A 15,542-nucleotide genomic window follows, 5' to 3' on the forward strand; every position below is an offset into this window, starting at 1 on the left:
GGGGCTGGGAGGCGCAAGGACGCGCGGGGAATCGCGCGCCGGAATCATCGTTGGCTGATACGTGGGACGTGCATGGCACGTCCGGACCGCTAGCGGTTGCCGTTGGCCGAGTGCGCGCCGGCGACCGGCTCGGGATCGCGCGCATCGACGACGCCATCACCGTTGCTGTCGGCACGGTCGAACATGCGCTTGCCCGACAGCTGATACTCGGCGAAGGTCATGCGACCATCGGTGTCCTTGTCCAGCGACGCGAAGCGCACGCGGGCCTGGCGCCGGGCATCGGCGCGGACACGCTGGCGCTGCTGCTCCAGGCGGCCCTCGAACTCGGTGGTGTACTCGGTCAGCGACAACGCGCCGTTGCCGTCGGTATCGGTGGCGGCGAAGCCTGCTGCACGCACTGCATCGAACTCCGCGCGATCGACCACGCCGTCCTTGTTGCGGTCGTAAAGCTCCAGCATGCCGTTGGCGGTATGCGAGGTCGGCATCTTCAGCGGGTCGCGCGAGGACGCGGCAGCGGTTTCCTGCGTGGCGTTCTGCGATGCCTCGTAACCGGCCCAGGTGCGTTCCCCGGCGGCATCGTATTCGGCGCGGCTGATCGCCCTGTTCTTGTCACGGTCCAGCGCCTTGAAGCGGGTGTCGGTCTGGCGCAGGTGGCCGGCGCGTGCGTCGGCCAGGCGGACATCGAAGCGCTGCAGGTATTCGTCGACGTATTCCTGTTCCTCAACATGGCCGTCGTGGTTGCGGTCGGTCTCGGCGTAGCGCTGTGTGCGGAAGGCCTCGAACTGGGCCCAGCTGATGCTGTCGGCGCCCTCGGTGGCGAACTGCGCCAGGAAAGCGGCCGCGGTCGGCGCCACCGTGGCGGTCTTGGTGGCCGGCTGCGCGAGGGCGGCCGGGGCCAGCACCAGTGCCAACACGGCAGCGGTGAGCGGGACGATCTTCATGGTGGTTCCCCTGGAGAAAGGACGGTGACGGTTCGAGGACGCGGACGCGGAACCCGGGAGGGTCTGGCGTGGATCGGCGCGACGGTACCGGTGACGCTCGCGTCCAGCGTGAGCGGGCGCCATCCTATTCTTATTGCGAATGATTCGCAATACGGAATTTTCACAGGGGCTGTGATGGGCCGGAACGGACGCAGCCGACGGGGAGTCGGCTGCGTGGGTGGGGGTGTTCGGGGAGCCGGCCAGCGGCCGGCACTACCGGAGGCGAGAGCCGCCACCGGGATGCCTGCGCGTCGCGGTGGAAACGATTGGGAGCCGGCCAGCCGCCGGCACTATCTGAGGTGGACGCGTCAGCCGCGCGGCTTGGTCGGGTTGAGCTGGTTGCCGAAGAAGATCGCGTTCAACAGCAGACGCTCGGTGCCGTGCCAGTACTTGCGGTGGGCCGGGTCATCGGCGAACAGGACCACGTTGCCCTGCCCCTGCGGCGACACCACCAGCCACGCGGCACCGGCGACGCGGCTGCGGTTGCGCTCGGACAGATAGCCGTTGACCTTGGGCGCCTCATCGATGCGCACCACGGTGGAGAACGGGTTGCGGCTGGGCTGGAAACTCAGGCCGTTCTCCTTGTTCACCGCCAGCTGCCGGCGCGGCACGCCGAAGCCCAGCGGATGGGTGTTGTCCACGTCCGCGCTGAGGATGTTGCCGCTGACGCGCTCGATCGCCGCGATGTCACGCTGGTCACCGAACGCACGTCGTGCAGCTTCCGGCTCCTTTTCCTCCGGCCCCAGCACTTCATCGCTGAGCTTCTGCTCGATCGCCCAGCGCGCGGCGGTGCCATAGGTGATCAACGAGCCACCGGCGTTGATCCACCGCTTCAGCGCCGCGACTGCGGTGGCATCCACGCCGGTGTAGGTGCCGCCGGCCAGGACGATCGTGGTGTAGCGGTCGAGCGTGATCTTGCCCAGCTGGGCCGGGTCGATCTTGCTGGCCGGCAGCTGCAGGTGCTGGTCGAGCACGAACCACGCCGAGCCGATTTCGGTGGCGCTGACGCCCTCGCCTATGACCAGCGCCACCGCCGGCTTGCGCAGCGCCTTGACGCTGTCGCTGCCCAGGTCGATGCCGCCCCGGCTCTGCCCACTCGACAGCGCCTGGATGTGCACGCCACTGCTGTGCGCGACCGCGTCGACCGCGGCGAGCAGCTCGGCGCCTGCCAGCGGCTGCCCTGCGACCGGCACCACGATGCTGCCGTAACCGAACGACTGCTCCCCCTGCGCGGTGGCCGCCGTGAACGGCTGGAACGCGGCACGGGTCAACAGACCCTTGGCCTGCAGCGCATACAGCGCGCGGCTGGCGTTGTAGTCGCGCCAATCGAACACATAGGCGTAGCCCGCCTGGCCACCCGCCACGCCACCGTTCGCGGCTGGCACGCTGGCCACGCGCTCGCCACCGGCGATCCGGCTGCGGCTGGCGGCGAAGGCGATGCCGTAGGCCGGCGCGATCGCGTAGGAGGTGCTGCCGTAGAACACATCGCCCTTGATCGGCGGCGTATCGGCGAAGATCGAATGCACCAGGCGGAACTGCGGTTGCGCGGCCTGGACCACGTAGGCGCTGCCCGGCTCGAAACGCTGGCCGTCCACCGTCACTGGCGCGCTCAGTGCCTGCACGGTGATCTGGTGCTGCAGCAGCAGGTCCAGCAGCCGCTGGGTCAGGCCCGGATCGGCCGCGTCGCCGAACACGAACGACTTCACCGGCTGCTGGTTGGCCTGCTTCAACGCAGACTGGAAGAAGTCCTTCTGCAGCTTCAGCAACCCGTCGCGCTCGGTCACCGCACCACGGACCGTGCCCAGGCCGGTCGCCACCTGGTTGCGGATGGTGAAGCCGAAGGTCAACAGGCCGTTGGCCGATTCCTGCACCCGGCCACGCGAACTCGCCTGCTCGACCGTCACCCCGACCGCGCCGTGGAAGTCCGGGTAGGTCGAGCCGTACACCGGCGAGAAGTTGTCGAAGTTTTCCCCGGTGTAGTACAGCGAGCCCAGCGCATCCAGCGACTGCGCGTGGTACCTGGCCAGGGTCTTGTTGAAGTCATACGACGATGCCGGAATGAGCGGGCTGTGCATGCTCGCCGGCGACGGTTCGAAGTAGTAGGTGCTGTCCTTGCCCATCTCGTGGAAATCGATCTGGACGTTGGGATACCACTGATGGAAATAGGCGATCTTCGGTCGCGTGTCCTGCTGGGTCAGCGCCAGCCAGTCGCGGTTGAGGTCGGTGAAGTAGTGGTTGGTGCGGCCCTGCGGGAACGGTTCGACGTGTTCCTTGTCGGCCGGGTCGGCCGAGGCCGGCGACGATGCGTAGGCGTTGTGCCAGCTCGCCGCGCGGTCGCGCCCGTCCGGGTTCTGCGCCGGATCGAACAGCACCACCGCCTGCTGCAGCCACTGCGCGGTCTCCGCGCTGCGGTTGGCGACCAGGTAGTAGGCGGTCAGCATCGCTGCTTCACCGCTGGAGGTCTCGTTGCCGTGCACGCTGTAGCCCAGCCACACCACCACCGGGCTGTTGCCGGCGGCCGAGAGCGGCTGCGCCGGATCGGCCAGGGTGACGTGCTGGCGGCGCAGCGTCTCCAGGTTCTGCAGGTTCTGCGCCGAGGTCACCGTGGCGATCAGCAGCGGGCGGCCCTCGTAGCTGCGGCCGATCTCCTCGACCCTGATCTTGTCCGAGTGCCTGGCCAGTTCGTTGAAATAGGCCACCAGCTGATCGTGCCGCGTGTAGCGGCTGCCGATCTCATAGCCGAGGAACTGCTGGGGCGTGGGCACGGCCGGATCGAAATCACCGCCGGCCGGGAAGAAGTACGCACTCTGCGCGGAGGCAGGCGCAGCGAACAGGCACAGCACCAGCGCCAACCAGGCGATGGGAGACAGCAGACGACGTTGCAGAGACACAGCGATTCCCCGGGGTCAGAAGCGGTAGTCGAAGCCGACCGTGAAGTAGCGGCCGCGCAGGTCGTACTGGCTGAAGTCATACGGCGCGCGGATACCCGGGAACGAGGCGTCGTACGGCGGCTCTTCGTCGGCCAGGTTCTGGATCTTCGCGTACAGGGTCAGCTTGTCGATGCCGGTGTAACCCAGGTACAGATCGAACTGGTTGTACGCATCGACGCGATCCTGCACGGCGGTGGCCGCGGCGCTGGCCTTCTGGTCGTAGCCGCTGGTGTAGTACCAGGTCAGCGCCGTGCGGAAATCGCCGTAGCTCCAGTCGACGGTGGTGGTCGCCTTGTTCTTCGGCAGGGTGGCGCCGAGGTTGCTGCCGGCGTAGTCCACCAGCGGACCACCGACCACGGTGGGGCGGCTGTAGTCGCGCACATGGGTGAAGGCGGTGCTCAGGCCGAAGTCGCCGGCACGCGCGGTCGGGAAGCGCTGGCGCAGCTCGACGTCGAAGCCGGAGGTCTTCAGCTCGCTCAGGTTCTGGTAGCGGTTGTAGACCGCCAGCAGCTTGCCGCGCTCATCGCGCTGGACCGCACCGGGCACGTCATCGCTGACCAGGGTCTGCGTATTGTTGGTGCCGACCAGGTTCTCCAGCGCGATGCGGTAGTAGTCCACGCTCAGGCTGGTGTTGGACCACGGCGAGAGCACGATGCCGGCGTTGAAGCTCTTGGTGCGCTCCGGCTTGAGGTCGTTGTTGCCGACGGTGAAGAAGGTCGGGTTCTGCCGCGAACCCGGCACGTCCGGGTCGCGCGGATCGATCACGCTGCCGTAGGCGATGCTGGTGCTGTTGGAGTTCTCCGAGAGCGACGGCGCGCGGAAACCCTTGGAAGCGGCCGCACGCACCAGCAGGATGTCCCACGGCTGCCAGCGCAGGCTCAGCTTGGGCGAGAACGCATCACCGAAATCGCTGTAGTGATCGGCACGCGCCGCGGCCTGCAGTTCGAGGCGCTCGGCCAGCGGCACGTTCACTTCGGCATAGGCGGCGGTGACCTTGCGCTCGCCATGCACTTCGGCGATCGCCGGACGGATCTGCAGGCCGGCATCGATCTGCCAGGGATTGTTGGAATCGAGCTTCTCGCGGCGCCACTCGGCACCGGCGGCGAAGCCGATTTCACCGGCCCAGGTATGGCCGATCGCACCGGAGATCTTCGCGTCCACGCCCTGCAGCACCGACTCGGCCGGGCGCAGCGTGCTGATGTTGATCGCGTTGAGCACGTCCTGCGGAGTGGCCGACGGATTGAGCAGGTTGTAGCTGCCGCTGGCCAGCGCATCGGCCAGCGCGTAGCGGTTGGCGAAGCCGCCGGAGACGGTCTCGCGCTCGCTGCTGCGGGCGCCGAACGCACCGACTTCCCAATCCCAGTTCTGCAGGCTGCCGCGCAGCCCGACCAGGCCGCGGTAGGCCTGCGAGCGGTTGGTCTTGATGGTCGCGCCGAGGTTGAAGAAGGTGTATTCGATCGGCACGGCGCGGCCGTACGGGTTGTATGGGCTGCTCGCTGGCAGGTTGGAGGAGACCGGCTCGGCCAGTCCGGTGTCGGCGTTGAGCGCGAAGCGGCCGCTCTCGAGGGTGAAGAACGGGCTGCTGCCGAACCAGGAGACGCCCTTGATGTCGCTGTAGAGCACTTCGCCGAACGCTTCGACGGTGTCGTTCACGCGGAAGGTGCCGTTGACGTAGGCCTGGTAGCGCTTGGTCGAGGGGATCAGCGTGGTGTACGGGGCCTGGTTGAAGCCGCAGGTGTTGCCGGCCAGGCCATCGATCGGCGCGCTGGCAACGAGCGTCGTGCCTTCGGGGCAGTTGCCGCTGGCGTCCAGCATCGGCACCGAGGTGCCGCTGACCAGATAGCGCGCGCCCTTGGCCGACCAGCCGTTCCAGCGGCCGCCGGGCGTGTCGGTGTAGATGCCGGACGTGGTCAGGTCGCGCTGGTCCTGATCCAGGCGCTCGCGGTTGTAGCCTTCCAGGCTGACCAGGATGTTGTAGCCGTCCGTATCCAGATCACCGATGCCACCGATGAACTTCAGGTTCTGCTCGTCCAGCCCGCCCTGGTCGGCGGTGCCCAGGCTGCCACCGAGTTCGGCACCTTCGAAATTCTGCCGGGTGATGATGTTGACCACACCGGCCACGGCATCGGAGCCGTACACGGCCGAGGCGCCGTCCTTGAGCACTTCGATGCGCTCCACCGCGACCAGCGGCAGCGCGTTGAGGTTGACGAAGGTGTCGGACAGGCCGCCGGCCGGGAAGCCGTAGTTGGCCAGGCGGCGCCCATTGAGCAGCACCAGGGTGTTCTTCTGCGACAGGCCGCGCAGGCCGATGCCGGCCGAACCGGAGGCCCACCCGTTGTTGGTGGTTTCGTTGTTGGCGTTGCCGGTGTTGGCCGAGATCGAGCGCAGCAGGTCGGCGACGGTGGCCTTGCCGGTCTCCTCCAGCTGCTGGCGTTCGATCACCTGCACCGGGTTGGCCGACTCGGTATCGGTGCGCGTGATGTTGGACCCGGTGACCCGCACGGCGGCGAGGGTCTTGCTGTCGCCGGTGGCGGCGGCATCGGGGGCGGCGTCGGCGAACGCGGTCAAAGGCGTTGCCAGAGCGACGGACAACGCCGCTACGAGAAGAGTGTGCTTGGGCATGAACTTCAGTGGGGTGGTGGACGACAAGGTCCGCAGTAGTCCATGCCTGGCTGAACCACGGCCAATAACATCTCTTCATACGGATATAAGAGAAACTAACATCTCTTCATCCGGATGGAAATGTTTTAGTGAGCAACAATTAACGCCCCGGGCCTGCCGGACCCCCGGCCCACCGCTACAATGCGGCCATGGAAATCTTCAAAATCTTTACCCTCGAGGCCGCTCACCACCTCCCCAACGTGCCGCCGGGCCACAAGTGCGCGCGCCTGCACGGCCACTCGTTCCGGGTGGAACTCAAGGTGGAGGGGGAGCCTGGCGAGCAGACCGGCTGGATCATGGATTTCGGCGACGTCAAAGCCGCCTTCCAACCGATCTACGACCGCCTGGACCACCACTACCTCAACGACATCCCCGGCCTGGAGAACCCGACCAGCGAACGGCTGGCGATCTGGATCTGGAACGAACTCAAGCCGGCCCTGCCTGAGCTGAGCGAAGTCACCGTGCACGAAACCTGCACCTCGGGCTGCCGCTATCGCGGTTGATCGGGCGTCTCAACCCATTGATTTTTCAATCATTCTCCTGAAACCGGACCACAACTGGCAACGAAATGTTGCAATGCAATATTTTCGGCGTATGCTGCATTGCATCAACGTTCTCGAGCCGTCCTGACCATGACGTCCGCGTTCACCGATTCCTTCAGCGACTACACCCGCCAGCTGGCCGCCACGGCCGCGCGTGCCAACCGGCTCGCACTGGAAAATGCCGAGAGCATGTTCGGGGTGCAGCTGAAGACGCTGGAGAAGAACATCACCGCCACCAGCGGATTCGTCGGAGAAATCGTGCAGTCACAGGATGCCGGCACGCTGCAGTCGCTGCTGCCCAAGGGCGCGCAACTGGCACGTGACAACCTCGCCCGTTGGACCAGCGCCAGCCAGGAAGTGGCCGGCCTGGGGCTGAAGGCCTCCGAAGCCTTCGGCGAACTCGCTCGGCAGCCGTTCGCGGCCGCCACGCCCAGCGCAGGCAAGACGCGCGGCTGAGCCGGACAAACATCGAATTTGCGTGGGTCCCTCCCCCCACGCAATCCCAGACCCGACAGAACCCTCCCTCTGTCGGGTCTTTTTTTGGGCGGGGTTCAGGCTTCGGTGGTCGCCCGCCGGTGCCGTTCCAACCACGCCTGGAACATCAGGATCGGCCACAGGTGGGTATGCCACTTGCGCCGGCCCTCGCAGAACTCCCTCCATATCCGCGCGACCATCGCCGCATCGAAGTAGCCCTCGCGGCGCAGCCGCTGCTCATCCAGCAACGCATTGGCCCACGGGAACAGCGGGCCTGCCAGCCACGTGGCGACCGGCGGTCCGAAGCCCATCTTCGGTCGGTGCACGAGCCGTTCGGGCAGATGCCGTGACAGGAGTTGCTTGAGAATCCATTTGTGTTGGCCGTCGGCGAACGTGAGGCCGCCCGGCAGCGACCAGGCGAAGCGTGCCAGGGCCGGATCCAGCAGTGGCGAGCGGGTCTCCAGCCCATGCGCGGCGCCGGCATGGTGGATCTTGGTCAGGATGCCGTTGCCCAGGTCCATCAGGAAATCCAAATACTGCACGCAATCAGCCGGCTCGCCCGCCTCCAGCCAGCGCCCGCGATCGGTGAATACCGTCGTCGGCTCCCGTGCATGCAGTACCACCCGGGCCGGATCGCGCCAGCGCGACACCCGTAACAGGTAATGCGCTTCCACGCCGTCGGCGCCCAGTTCCGAGCGCAGCGCGGGCCAGCCGCCCAGGCGCGCCCGTTCCGGGTCGGCCGCAGGCCATCGCCGCAACAGGCTGCGCAACGGCGAGGGAATGCGCTCGTTCCAGCCCGCATTGCGGATGGCGCGCTGGTACGCAGCATGCCCATGGAACAGCTCATCCCCGCCATCGCCTGTCATCACCACGTGGTGGCGATCGGCCACCAGCATGCTCGCCAGCAGTGTTGGCACCTGGGATGCGTCAGCGAAGGGTTCACACCAGATGTCAGGCAACGCCGCCACCAGCGCCGAGGCCTCGGTCCCGCATAGGATGTGGCGCGTGTGACGGGTCCCGAGTCGGGCGGCGACCTGGTCCGCCCAGTCGGCTTCGTCATGGCGGGGATCCTCGAAGCCGACCGTGAACGTGTCGACCGGCACCGTCGACTGCGACTGCAGAACGGCAGCGACCAGCGAGGAATCGGTTCCGCCCGACAGGAACGCTGCGGCAGTCGCGCCCCGCGGCGTCCGCCGCGCCACCGCCTGATGCAGCAGCAGCTCCAACCGCTCGAGTGCATCGTCGCTGGATACGGGCATGTACGTGCGCTCATCGATGGCGGCGCGGATTTCCTCGCGGGCATCCCAGTAGCGGCGACCGCCCGCCTGCCCGCTGTGAGCCTGTGCACCCGCGTCGCGGACGGCCGGGGTGAGCCGGACCACGCACCCGGCGTCCACTTTGAAGATGCCCTGCTGGATGCTGTGCGGCGCGGGAATGTAGCCAAAGCGCAGCAGCAACGACAACGCGTCACGATTGATCGGTGCCTGGAAGCCGGGATAGCCATGCAGCGACGCAAGCCCGACGCCGAACAGCAGATCGCCGTGGCACCAGCCGTAGTACAGGGGGCGCGCGCCGACGCGGTCGCGGGCCAGCCAAAGCACGTTCTCCTGGCGATCCCACACGGCCAGCGCGAAGGCCCCGTCGCAGTCATTCAACGTGCGCTGCACCCCCCGCGCGGCAAGCGAGAGCAGCAACAGGGTGGCATCGTCCACGGCCGGCTCCTGCGTTGCCGCAAACTCGCGCTGCAGGGTGGCACGGGCATACAGCGTACCGTCCAGACACAGCACATAGCGTCCGCATGCAGACTGCTTCGGCGACGAAGGCATGCCAGCCGCGCTGTGCATTCGCGCCAGCGCTACGCCGTGAGTCTCATCGCACCAGGTCGACGGCGCATGCCCACCGTGGCGAAACGTCGCGCTCATCGCGTGCACGCGTTGCGCCAGGCCAGCCGAACATTTTCCAGGACGCACGACGACGCCACAGATGCCACTCATATAAAGAGATCTCCTGCCAGGATCGCGGGCGCCCTGCGGGGCACCCGCGTCGGGGGAAGGCCGTCACCCACCGCAACGACTTGGAAGCGGTGGATGACCTGGCCGCTCAGAAAGCGTAGGAGACGCCTACGTTCCAGCTGTTGAGGCGCATCTTTTCCACGCCTGCCGCCTGCTGCACTTTCCTGTTGACGGACATTGGAATGCTGTACTCGGCGCGCAGCGCGAAGGCGTCGGTCAAGTAGACGTTGGCACCGACGCTGGGTGTGGTGGCGAATTTGTTCTGCCGGGTGGTCTTGAGGTCCACGCCCTTCGGCGGCAGATAGCTCTGCTGGCGGCTGCCGACGGCTACCTTGCCGAACAGTTCCACGTGATCGCCGATCGGCATCAGGACCAGGCCACCGATGTTCATCGAACGGCTGGCGATGCTCCCCGTGCCTGGAGCCTTGCTGCGACTATTGCCGATCGTGTTCTCGAACGAGCCCTCTGCGGCAAGGAACGGGCTGAACCGATAGCCAGCGCCGACGTTGTAGCTGGTGCGGGCGCCCCGCTGCTTGCTTTTGGTGCCCGCTGCCGCATCGGCGGCGGGGACCTTCCAGTTGGCGTGGGTCTTGCCGACCGCACCGTAAATATAGGCGCCCTCGCGATCGGCGGGAGAAGCATGGGCGGCAGTAGCGACCAGCGCCAGCGAGAACACGAAAAGGGAACGCTTGATGTACATGGGTGACTCCGTGGTTTGGAGATCACAGCGTGGATGCGTGCGGCCGCGGTGTCAGTGCAGCGCGCGTGTACCTGTCGCAACCGTTCTCGACCGTGTGTGACGGTGTGTGACAGGGTGCGGAATACGACAGCGGATCGTGACCGGCGTACGCCAACCCTATGGCGAACAAAGCACCTGATGGCGTCATCTGACGACGTTTTCCACCGCGAACGACCCACGGCAGCGCCCCGGCCACACGACTGCATGAACTGCACATCCGGCGTATCCCAGGCACGGGCCACCGCAGCGCCACGCGGGATTACGATCACGCCAGGTCAGGCAGGCAATGCAGCGATGGTCGATATCGTGCTGGTGGAGGATGACGAGCGTCTGGGCAGGCTGGTGAGCGGCTATCTGGCAAGACACGGCTATGACATCGTGCACGAACTCAGTGGCGAGAGTGCCGTGGAGCGCATCCCCGCGCTGGAGCCGGCGGTCGTGCTGCTCGACGTGACACTGCCCGGTATCGATGGCTTTGCGGTGTGCGCAGCACTCCGACCCCGCTATCCCGGCGTGATCTGCATGCTCAGCGCCCGCACCGACGATATCGATCAGGTCCTGGGACTGGAGTTGGGTGCAGACGACTACATCGGCAAGCCGATCGAGCCGCGCGTACTGCTGGCACGGGTCCGCGCGCATCTGCGTCGCGACAGCGGCCAGCGACGGACCCGGCCGACACTATGCTTCGGGCAGCTCCGCATCGAGCGCGATACCCGGGAGGTGATCCTGCAGTCCGAACGTATCGAGTTGACGACGGCCGAGTTCGATCTGCTGCTGTGCTTGGCCGAGAGCGCCGGGAGGATACTCAGCCGGGATGATCTGCTGCGCAGCCTGCGCGGCATCGGCTTCGACGGCCTGGATCGCTCGATCGATGCACGCATTTCACGGCTGCGACGCAAACTCGGCGACCTGGGCGAGGTGCCGGACCGTATCAAGACCATCCGTGGCAAGGGCTATCTCTTCAATCGGGCCGGATGGGGCTGATCACGATGGATGCTACAGGTAGCGCTGCGCTTCGCGGCGGGCACTTCCGCCTGTTTCTGCGCTATTGCCTTGGCTTCGTGCTGGCCTATCTGGTGCTGATCGCCGCTGGCCTTTACCTGTGGGCGACCCTGACCGAACAGGGCGAAGACCAGCAGATCCGCACCCAGTTGCAGGGCCTCCACCACCTCCTGCACGCACGCTATGCCGACACGCCACAGGCGGGATGGCCGCAGCTCACCCGGCAGCTCCAGGCACAGTTCGCCTATCCGCTGCAGGTGATGCCGCTGGCCGAAGCACCGCATGTACTGGACGCTGACTCGCTGCGCCACCTCGAGCAAGGGGGTCTGGTGCTCTCACCGGATGCGGACTTCAGCTATCAGCGCCTGCCAGGCTCGACCGAGATACTGGTTCTGGGCGACTTCTCAGCACCCGATCAGGCCGACGTTGTCTGGTACGACAGTGGGCGTGTGGACACGGCGGTGATGGTCAGCATCTTCATCATCGCCATCGCGCTTCCACTCTACTTTCTTGTCTATCGTCTTTGGCGGGATGTCTATGCGTTGGGCGGGATGGCGCATGCCATCCAGCGGGGCGAACTGGCGGTCGCCGCCCCGGCGGTCACTACCCATCTCGTGCGGCCTCTCCGTGAAGCACTGTCCAGCATGGCCGTCCAGTTGCAGGACGTGATGGAGGGGCAGCGGATTCTCTCCCAGGCTGTCGCCCACGAAACCCGCACTCCGTTGGCAAGGATGCGTTTCGCACTGGCCATGATGGAGGTTGGCGACGAGGACACGGAAGGAGCGGACCTGCTGGAAGGCCTGAAAGCCGATGTCGCGCGGCTGGAGCACCTCGCCTCGGCCGGTGTGACCTACGCGCAGTTCGGACGCAGCCCCCGCGTCATCGCGCATCGGCTGGACGTTCCGCTGCTCTTCGAGGCGCTCGAACGGTGCTTTCCAGCGGTCGAAGAGAGTTGCCCGAGGCTGTGCTTCCAGCCGTCCCGCCAACGCACCCTGGTCGCCAATCGTGATGCGTTGATGCTGGCACTGCGCAACCTCATCGGCAACGCGCGGCGCCATGCGAACAGCCAGGTGGTCGTCAGCCTGCATGTCGCCGAGCCGTGGCTGGTCATCGCCGTCGACGACGACGGGCCTGGCGTGGCCCCGGCAGACCGCGAGCGCATCTTCCAGCCCTACGTGCAGCTGAAGCGGCACCCCGATGGCTTCGGACTGGGCCTTGCCCTGGTCCACATCATCGCAACCAAGCACGGCGGCAGTGCGGATGTGTGCGACTCGGTACTCGGCGGTGCGCGCTTCCGGCTGCTCCTGCCACATACCTGAGCCGCCGGCGCGCTGCTCAGCGCGCGGTCGGCAGCGAGAATACGAACAGCGCCCCGTCGCGGCTCTCCAGCAGGCGGATCTCGCGCCCATGCAGCTGCAGGATGCGATGCACGATGAGCAGGCCCAGCCCGCCGCTGTCCGGCCGCTGGCTGCTCAGTGCCGGCATCGCGGTGAACAGGGTGTCGCGCCGCTCGGGGGCGATGCCGGGGCCGGTGTCGGCCACGCTGATCTGGACCTCCCCCCCGGCCGCACGCACGGTCACCGCGATACGACCGCCCTCCGGCGTGTGGCGGATCGCGTTGTCGAGCAGGTTGGTCAGCACGCGCTCGATCAGCGCCAGATCCCCGACCACCGGCGGCACGCCCGGCGGGATGTCGGCGCTCAGCGACTGCCGGCGTGACTCGGCCGCCAGTTCAAACTTCTGGAACACATCCTGGATCAGATCCGGCAGCGAGAAGGCCTGGCGGTCGAGCACCACCCCGCCGTGCTCGAGGCGCGCCAGTTCAAACAGTGCCTGGGCCAGGCGCCCGACCTTGTGGCTCTGCGACAGGGCGATCGCGAGATACCGCTGGCGCTCGTCGGCGCTGAGCGTGGCGTCCTTGAGTGCCAGCGTCTCCAGGTAGCCGTGCAGCGATGACAGCGGCGTGCGCAGGTCGTGGGAAATGTTGGCGACCAGCTCGCGCCGCTGCAGGTCCTGCTGGCGCAGTTGCTGCCATTGCTCGCCCAGGCGCTGGGCCATGTGGCCGAAACTGTGCTGCAGGATCGCCAGCTCGTCGCGCTCGCCGGCGCGCAACGGGGCCGGCGGCGGCGCGGCGTCCGGCGTGGCGGTGTCGACATCGAAGGACTGGATGCGCCGGGTCAGCTGGCGCAGTGGGCGGGTCACCCAGCGGAACGCGACCAGGCCGGCGAGCAGGCCCACGACCGCGACGATCGCCAGCGACCACAGGGTGGTTCGCAGGGTGCTGTTGGCGGCGATGTTGGCGGCGAGTGCTTCGCGCTGCTCACCGACCAGTACCACGTAGATGTACCCCGCCTGCCGCCCCTGCACCCACAGCGGTGCCGCATTGAAGACCTTGCGGCCGGTCGCGCTGCGCGGATCATCGCCGAGGATCGGCAACGGCTCATCGCGCAGCAGCGCCTGCACCGGGGCAAGATCGACCTGGGCCCGCTTGAGATGCCCCTCCGGCGCGTCGTGACCGAGGATGCGGCCCTGGTCGTCGAGCAGGTACACCTCCACGCTGGGGTTGACCGCCATCAGCTTGCCGAACAGGGCGCGCACTTCGCCATTGCGCATCCCGCGGCCATCCATCAGCTCGCCGCTGCGCGCGATGTGCTCGGCCAGCCCGCGCGACAGGCGCTGCACGGTTTCCTGCTCATGCACGGCCGTGCTGCGCATCTGGATCCACAGCAGCGCCCCTCCGCAGACCAACAGCAGCGCGAAGAACACGGCGGACAGGCGTTGTGACAGGGTGAGCCGGATCATGCGCCTGCACCCTCGTTGGCATCGACCAGTTTGTAGCCGCGCCCCCACACCGTCTGGATGCGTTGCGGGTTGGCCGCGTCGCGCTCGATCTTGTTGCGCAGCCGGTTGATGTGGGTATTGACGGTGTGCTCGTAACCGTCGTGCTGGTAACCCCAGACCTGGTTGAGCAGGTCCATGCGCGAGTACACTTGGCCGGGATGACGGGCGAAGAAGTACAGCAGGTCGAATTCGCGCGGAGTCAGTTCCAGCGCGCGGCCGTCGACCAGCGCCGTGCGCGCGACCGGATCGATACGCAGCCCGGCGACCTCGATCTCACCGGCATCGATGCGCGCGTTCTGTGCCATCGCCTCGACCCGGCGCAGCAGCGCTTTCACGCGCGCCACCAGTTCCAGCATCGAAAAGGGCTTGGCCAGGTAATCGTCCGCGCCCAGCTCCAGGCCGAGAATGCGGTGCACTTCGCTGGCACGCGCACTGGTGATGATGATCGGCGTGTAGCGCGTCATCGCACGGGCACGCTTGCATATCTCCAGCCCGTCCACGCCGGGCAGCATCAGGTCGAGCACGAGGGCGCTCCAGGGCTGCGCTTCGAGCAGGGCCAGGCCTTCGTCGCCGGTGGCGGCATGGGTGACCTCATAGCCTTCATCGCGCAGGTGCATGCGCAGCAGGTTGGCGATGTGGGCATCGTCTTCGACGATCAGGACGCGCTTGGCACTGCTCATCGGCTGGGGAGGCGGCAGGAGGGCATGGCGTCATTGTCGACGGATCGCGACCTGAATGTGTCACGGAAAATTTAACCCTGCGTGAGGATTCGTTGACCGGCCCGGGCGCAGCATGGCCGCATCGTTCCCGTGCCCGGAGATCGGCCATGCGTTACACACGTCGCAATGTGCTTGGAATGGGTGGCATGGCCGCCGCGGCCGGCCTGTTCGGACTGACCGCCTGCAGCGGCCCCGCCCCGGCCGCCCCCGCGGCGCCTGCGCGCCAGTTCGAGGTCATGCGCAGCGATGCGCAGTGGCGCGAACAGCTCACCCCGGCGCAGTACAGCGTGCTGCGCCGGCAGGGCACCGAACGGCCGTTCAGCAGCCCCCTCAACAAGGAACACCGGCGCGGCACCTTCACCTGTGCCGGGTGCGCTTTGCCGCTGTTCTCCTCCTCCACCAAGTTCGACAGCGGTACCGGCTGGCCCAGCTTCTGGGCACCGCTGCACGATGCCGTCGGCGAAGACCGCGACACCACGCTGGGCATGGTGCGTGTCGAGGCGCACTGCCGGCGTTGCGGTGGCCACCTCGGCCACGTCTTCGATGACGGCCCGCGCCCGACCGGCCTGCGTTACTGCATGAACGGCGTGGCCATGAATTTCGTCGCGGCCTGAGCGCCGCACTTCCCCGCGTCATAGAAGG

12 protein-coding genes are annotated in these 15,542 nt (G+C 66.9%); 5 read left to right on the top strand and 7 right to left on the bottom strand.

The genetic code is table 11. From position 1 onward, the window contains the following. Positions 1-89: 89 nt before the first annotated feature. The 3 genes from HDC96_RS18105 to HDC96_RS18115 form a co-directional block, all read right to left on the bottom strand. Positions 90-941: an EF-hand domain-containing protein gene (locus HDC96_RS18105; protein WP_179461158.1), complete on the bottom strand. Its 852-nt coding sequence runs from the start codon at positions 939-941 to the stop codon at positions 90-92. 347 nt (positions 942-1,288) lie between these two features. Beyond that, entirely contained in the window at positions 1,289-3,853 is a 2,565-nt protein-coding gene (locus HDC96_RS18110) for a M14 family zinc carboxypeptidase (protein ID WP_179461183.1), read from the bottom strand. 33 nt (positions 3,854-3,886) lie between these two features. Then, positions 3,887-6,532 (bottom strand): TonB-dependent receptor, encoded by a 2,646-nt coding sequence (locus HDC96_RS18115; protein WP_179461184.1) that lies wholly within the window; start codon positions 6,530-6,532, stop codon positions 3,887-3,889. A gap of 188 nt (positions 6,533-6,720) precedes the next feature. On the opposite strand from HDC96_RS18115, the gene queD reads away from it, so the two are divergent. After that, the gene (queD, locus tag HDC96_RS18120) at positions 6,721-7,074 is read left to right on the top strand and encodes a 6-carboxytetrahydropterin synthase QueD (RefSeq protein WP_179461159.1); all 354 of its coding nucleotides are present in this window, start codon (positions 6,721-6,723) and stop codon (positions 7,072-7,074) included. Between the two features lie 129 nt (positions 7,075-7,203). Then, positions 7,204-7,569 (top strand): phasin family protein, encoded by a 366-nt coding sequence (locus HDC96_RS18125; RefSeq protein WP_179461160.1) that lies wholly within the window; start codon positions 7,204-7,206, stop codon positions 7,567-7,569. A gap of 95 nt (positions 7,570-7,664) precedes the next feature. On the opposite strand, the gene HDC96_RS18130 is transcribed toward HDC96_RS18125, so the two are convergent. After that, entirely contained in the window at positions 7,665-9,509 is a 1,845-nt protein-coding gene (locus tag HDC96_RS18130) for an asparagine synthase C-terminal domain-containing protein (RefSeq protein WP_257018802.1), read from the bottom strand. Between the two features lie 178 nt (positions 9,510-9,687). Beyond that, positions 9,688-10,299, bottom strand: coding sequence for an outer membrane beta-barrel protein (locus HDC96_RS18135; protein ID WP_179461162.1), 612 nt, complete (start codon positions 10,297-10,299; stop codon positions 9,688-9,690). Positions 10,300-10,632: 333 nt separating this feature from the next. Here HDC96_RS18135 and HDC96_RS18140 point away from each other — a divergent pair, with 333 nt between their 5' ends. Both HDC96_RS18140 and HDC96_RS18145 read left to right on the top strand, forming a co-directional pair. Next, the gene (locus tag HDC96_RS18140) at positions 10,633-11,322 is read left to right on the top strand and encodes a winged helix-turn-helix domain-containing protein (protein WP_179461163.1); all 690 of its coding nucleotides are present in this window, start codon (positions 10,633-10,635) and stop codon (positions 11,320-11,322) included. Next, on the top strand, positions 11,313-12,659 hold the full coding sequence (locus tag HDC96_RS18145) for an ATP-binding protein (RefSeq protein WP_179461164.1): 1,347 nt from the start codon (positions 11,313-11,315) through the stop codon (positions 12,657-12,659). The genes HDC96_RS18140 and HDC96_RS18145 overlap by 10 nt, the downstream gene beginning before the upstream one ends. A 16-nt stretch (positions 12,660-12,675) precedes the next feature. Here the strand turns inward: HDC96_RS18145 and HDC96_RS18150 are convergent, their stop codons facing one another. Both HDC96_RS18150 and HDC96_RS18155 read right to left on the bottom strand, forming a co-directional pair. Further along, complete coding sequence (locus tag HDC96_RS18150; protein WP_179461165.1) at positions 12,676-14,142, bottom strand: HAMP domain-containing sensor histidine kinase; 1,467 nt, start codon at positions 14,140-14,142, stop codon at positions 12,676-12,678. Further along, complete coding sequence (locus HDC96_RS18155; RefSeq protein ID WP_179461166.1) at positions 14,139-14,861, bottom strand: response regulator transcription factor; 723 nt, start codon at positions 14,859-14,861, stop codon at positions 14,139-14,141. Before HDC96_RS18155 ends, HDC96_RS18150 begins: the two co-directional genes overlap by 4 nt. 146 nt (positions 14,862-15,007) lie before the next feature. Here HDC96_RS18155 and msrB point away from each other — a divergent pair, with 146 nt between their 5' ends. Next, the gene (msrB, locus tag HDC96_RS18160; protein WP_070471651.1) at positions 15,008-15,514 is read left to right on the top strand and encodes a peptide-methionine (R)-S-oxide reductase MsrB; all 507 of its coding nucleotides are present in this window, start codon (positions 15,008-15,010) and stop codon (positions 15,512-15,514) included. The last annotated feature ends 28 nt before the right edge of the window (positions 15,515-15,542 follow it).

It is taken from the genome of Stenotrophomonas sp. JAI102 (assembly GCF_013409105.1).
Classification (GTDB): Bacteria; Pseudomonadota; Gammaproteobacteria; order Xanthomonadales; family Xanthomonadaceae; genus Stenotrophomonas; species Stenotrophomonas maltophilia_AA.

Bases quoted from the DNA above. Each gene is read 5' to 3' on its own strand.
- HDC96_RS18105 (WP_179461158.1), bottom strand. From the start codon at position 941: ATGAAGATCGTCCCGCTCACCGCTGCCGTGTTGGCACTGGTGCTGGCC.
- HDC96_RS18115 (WP_179461184.1), bottom strand. From the start codon at position 6,532: ATGCCCAAGCACACTCTTCTCGTAGCGGCGTTGTCCGTCGCTCTGGCA.
- queD (WP_179461159.1), top strand. From the start codon at position 6,721: ATGGAAATCTTCAAAATCTTTACCCTCGAGGCCGCTCACCACCTCCCC.
- HDC96_RS18125 (WP_179461160.1), top strand. From the start codon at position 7,204: ATGACGTCCGCGTTCACCGATTCCTTCAGCGACTACACCCGCCAGCTG.
- HDC96_RS18130 (WP_257018802.1), bottom strand. From the start codon at position 9,509: ATGAGCGCGACGTTTCGCCACGGTGGGCATGCGCCGTCGACCTGGTGC.
- HDC96_RS18135 (WP_179461162.1), bottom strand. From the start codon at position 10,299: ATGTACATCAAGCGTTCCCTTTTCGTGTTCTCGCTGGCGCTGGTCGCT.
- HDC96_RS18140 (WP_179461163.1), top strand. From the start codon at position 10,633: ATGGTCGATATCGTGCTGGTGGAGGATGACGAGCGTCTGGGCAGGCTG.
- HDC96_RS18145 (WP_179461164.1), top strand. From the start codon at position 11,313: ATGGGGCTGATCACGATGGATGCTACAGGTAGCGCTGCGCTTCGCGGC.
- HDC96_RS18150 (WP_179461165.1), bottom strand. From the start codon at position 14,142: ATGATCCGGCTCACCCTGTCACAACGCCTGTCCGCCGTGTTCTTCGCG.
- HDC96_RS18155 (WP_179461166.1), bottom strand. From the start codon at position 14,861: ATGAGCAGTGCCAAGCGCGTCCTGATCGTCGAAGACGATGCCCACATC.
- msrB (WP_070471651.1), top strand. From the start codon at position 15,008: ATGCGTTACACACGTCGCAATGTGCTTGGAATGGGTGGCATGGCCGCC.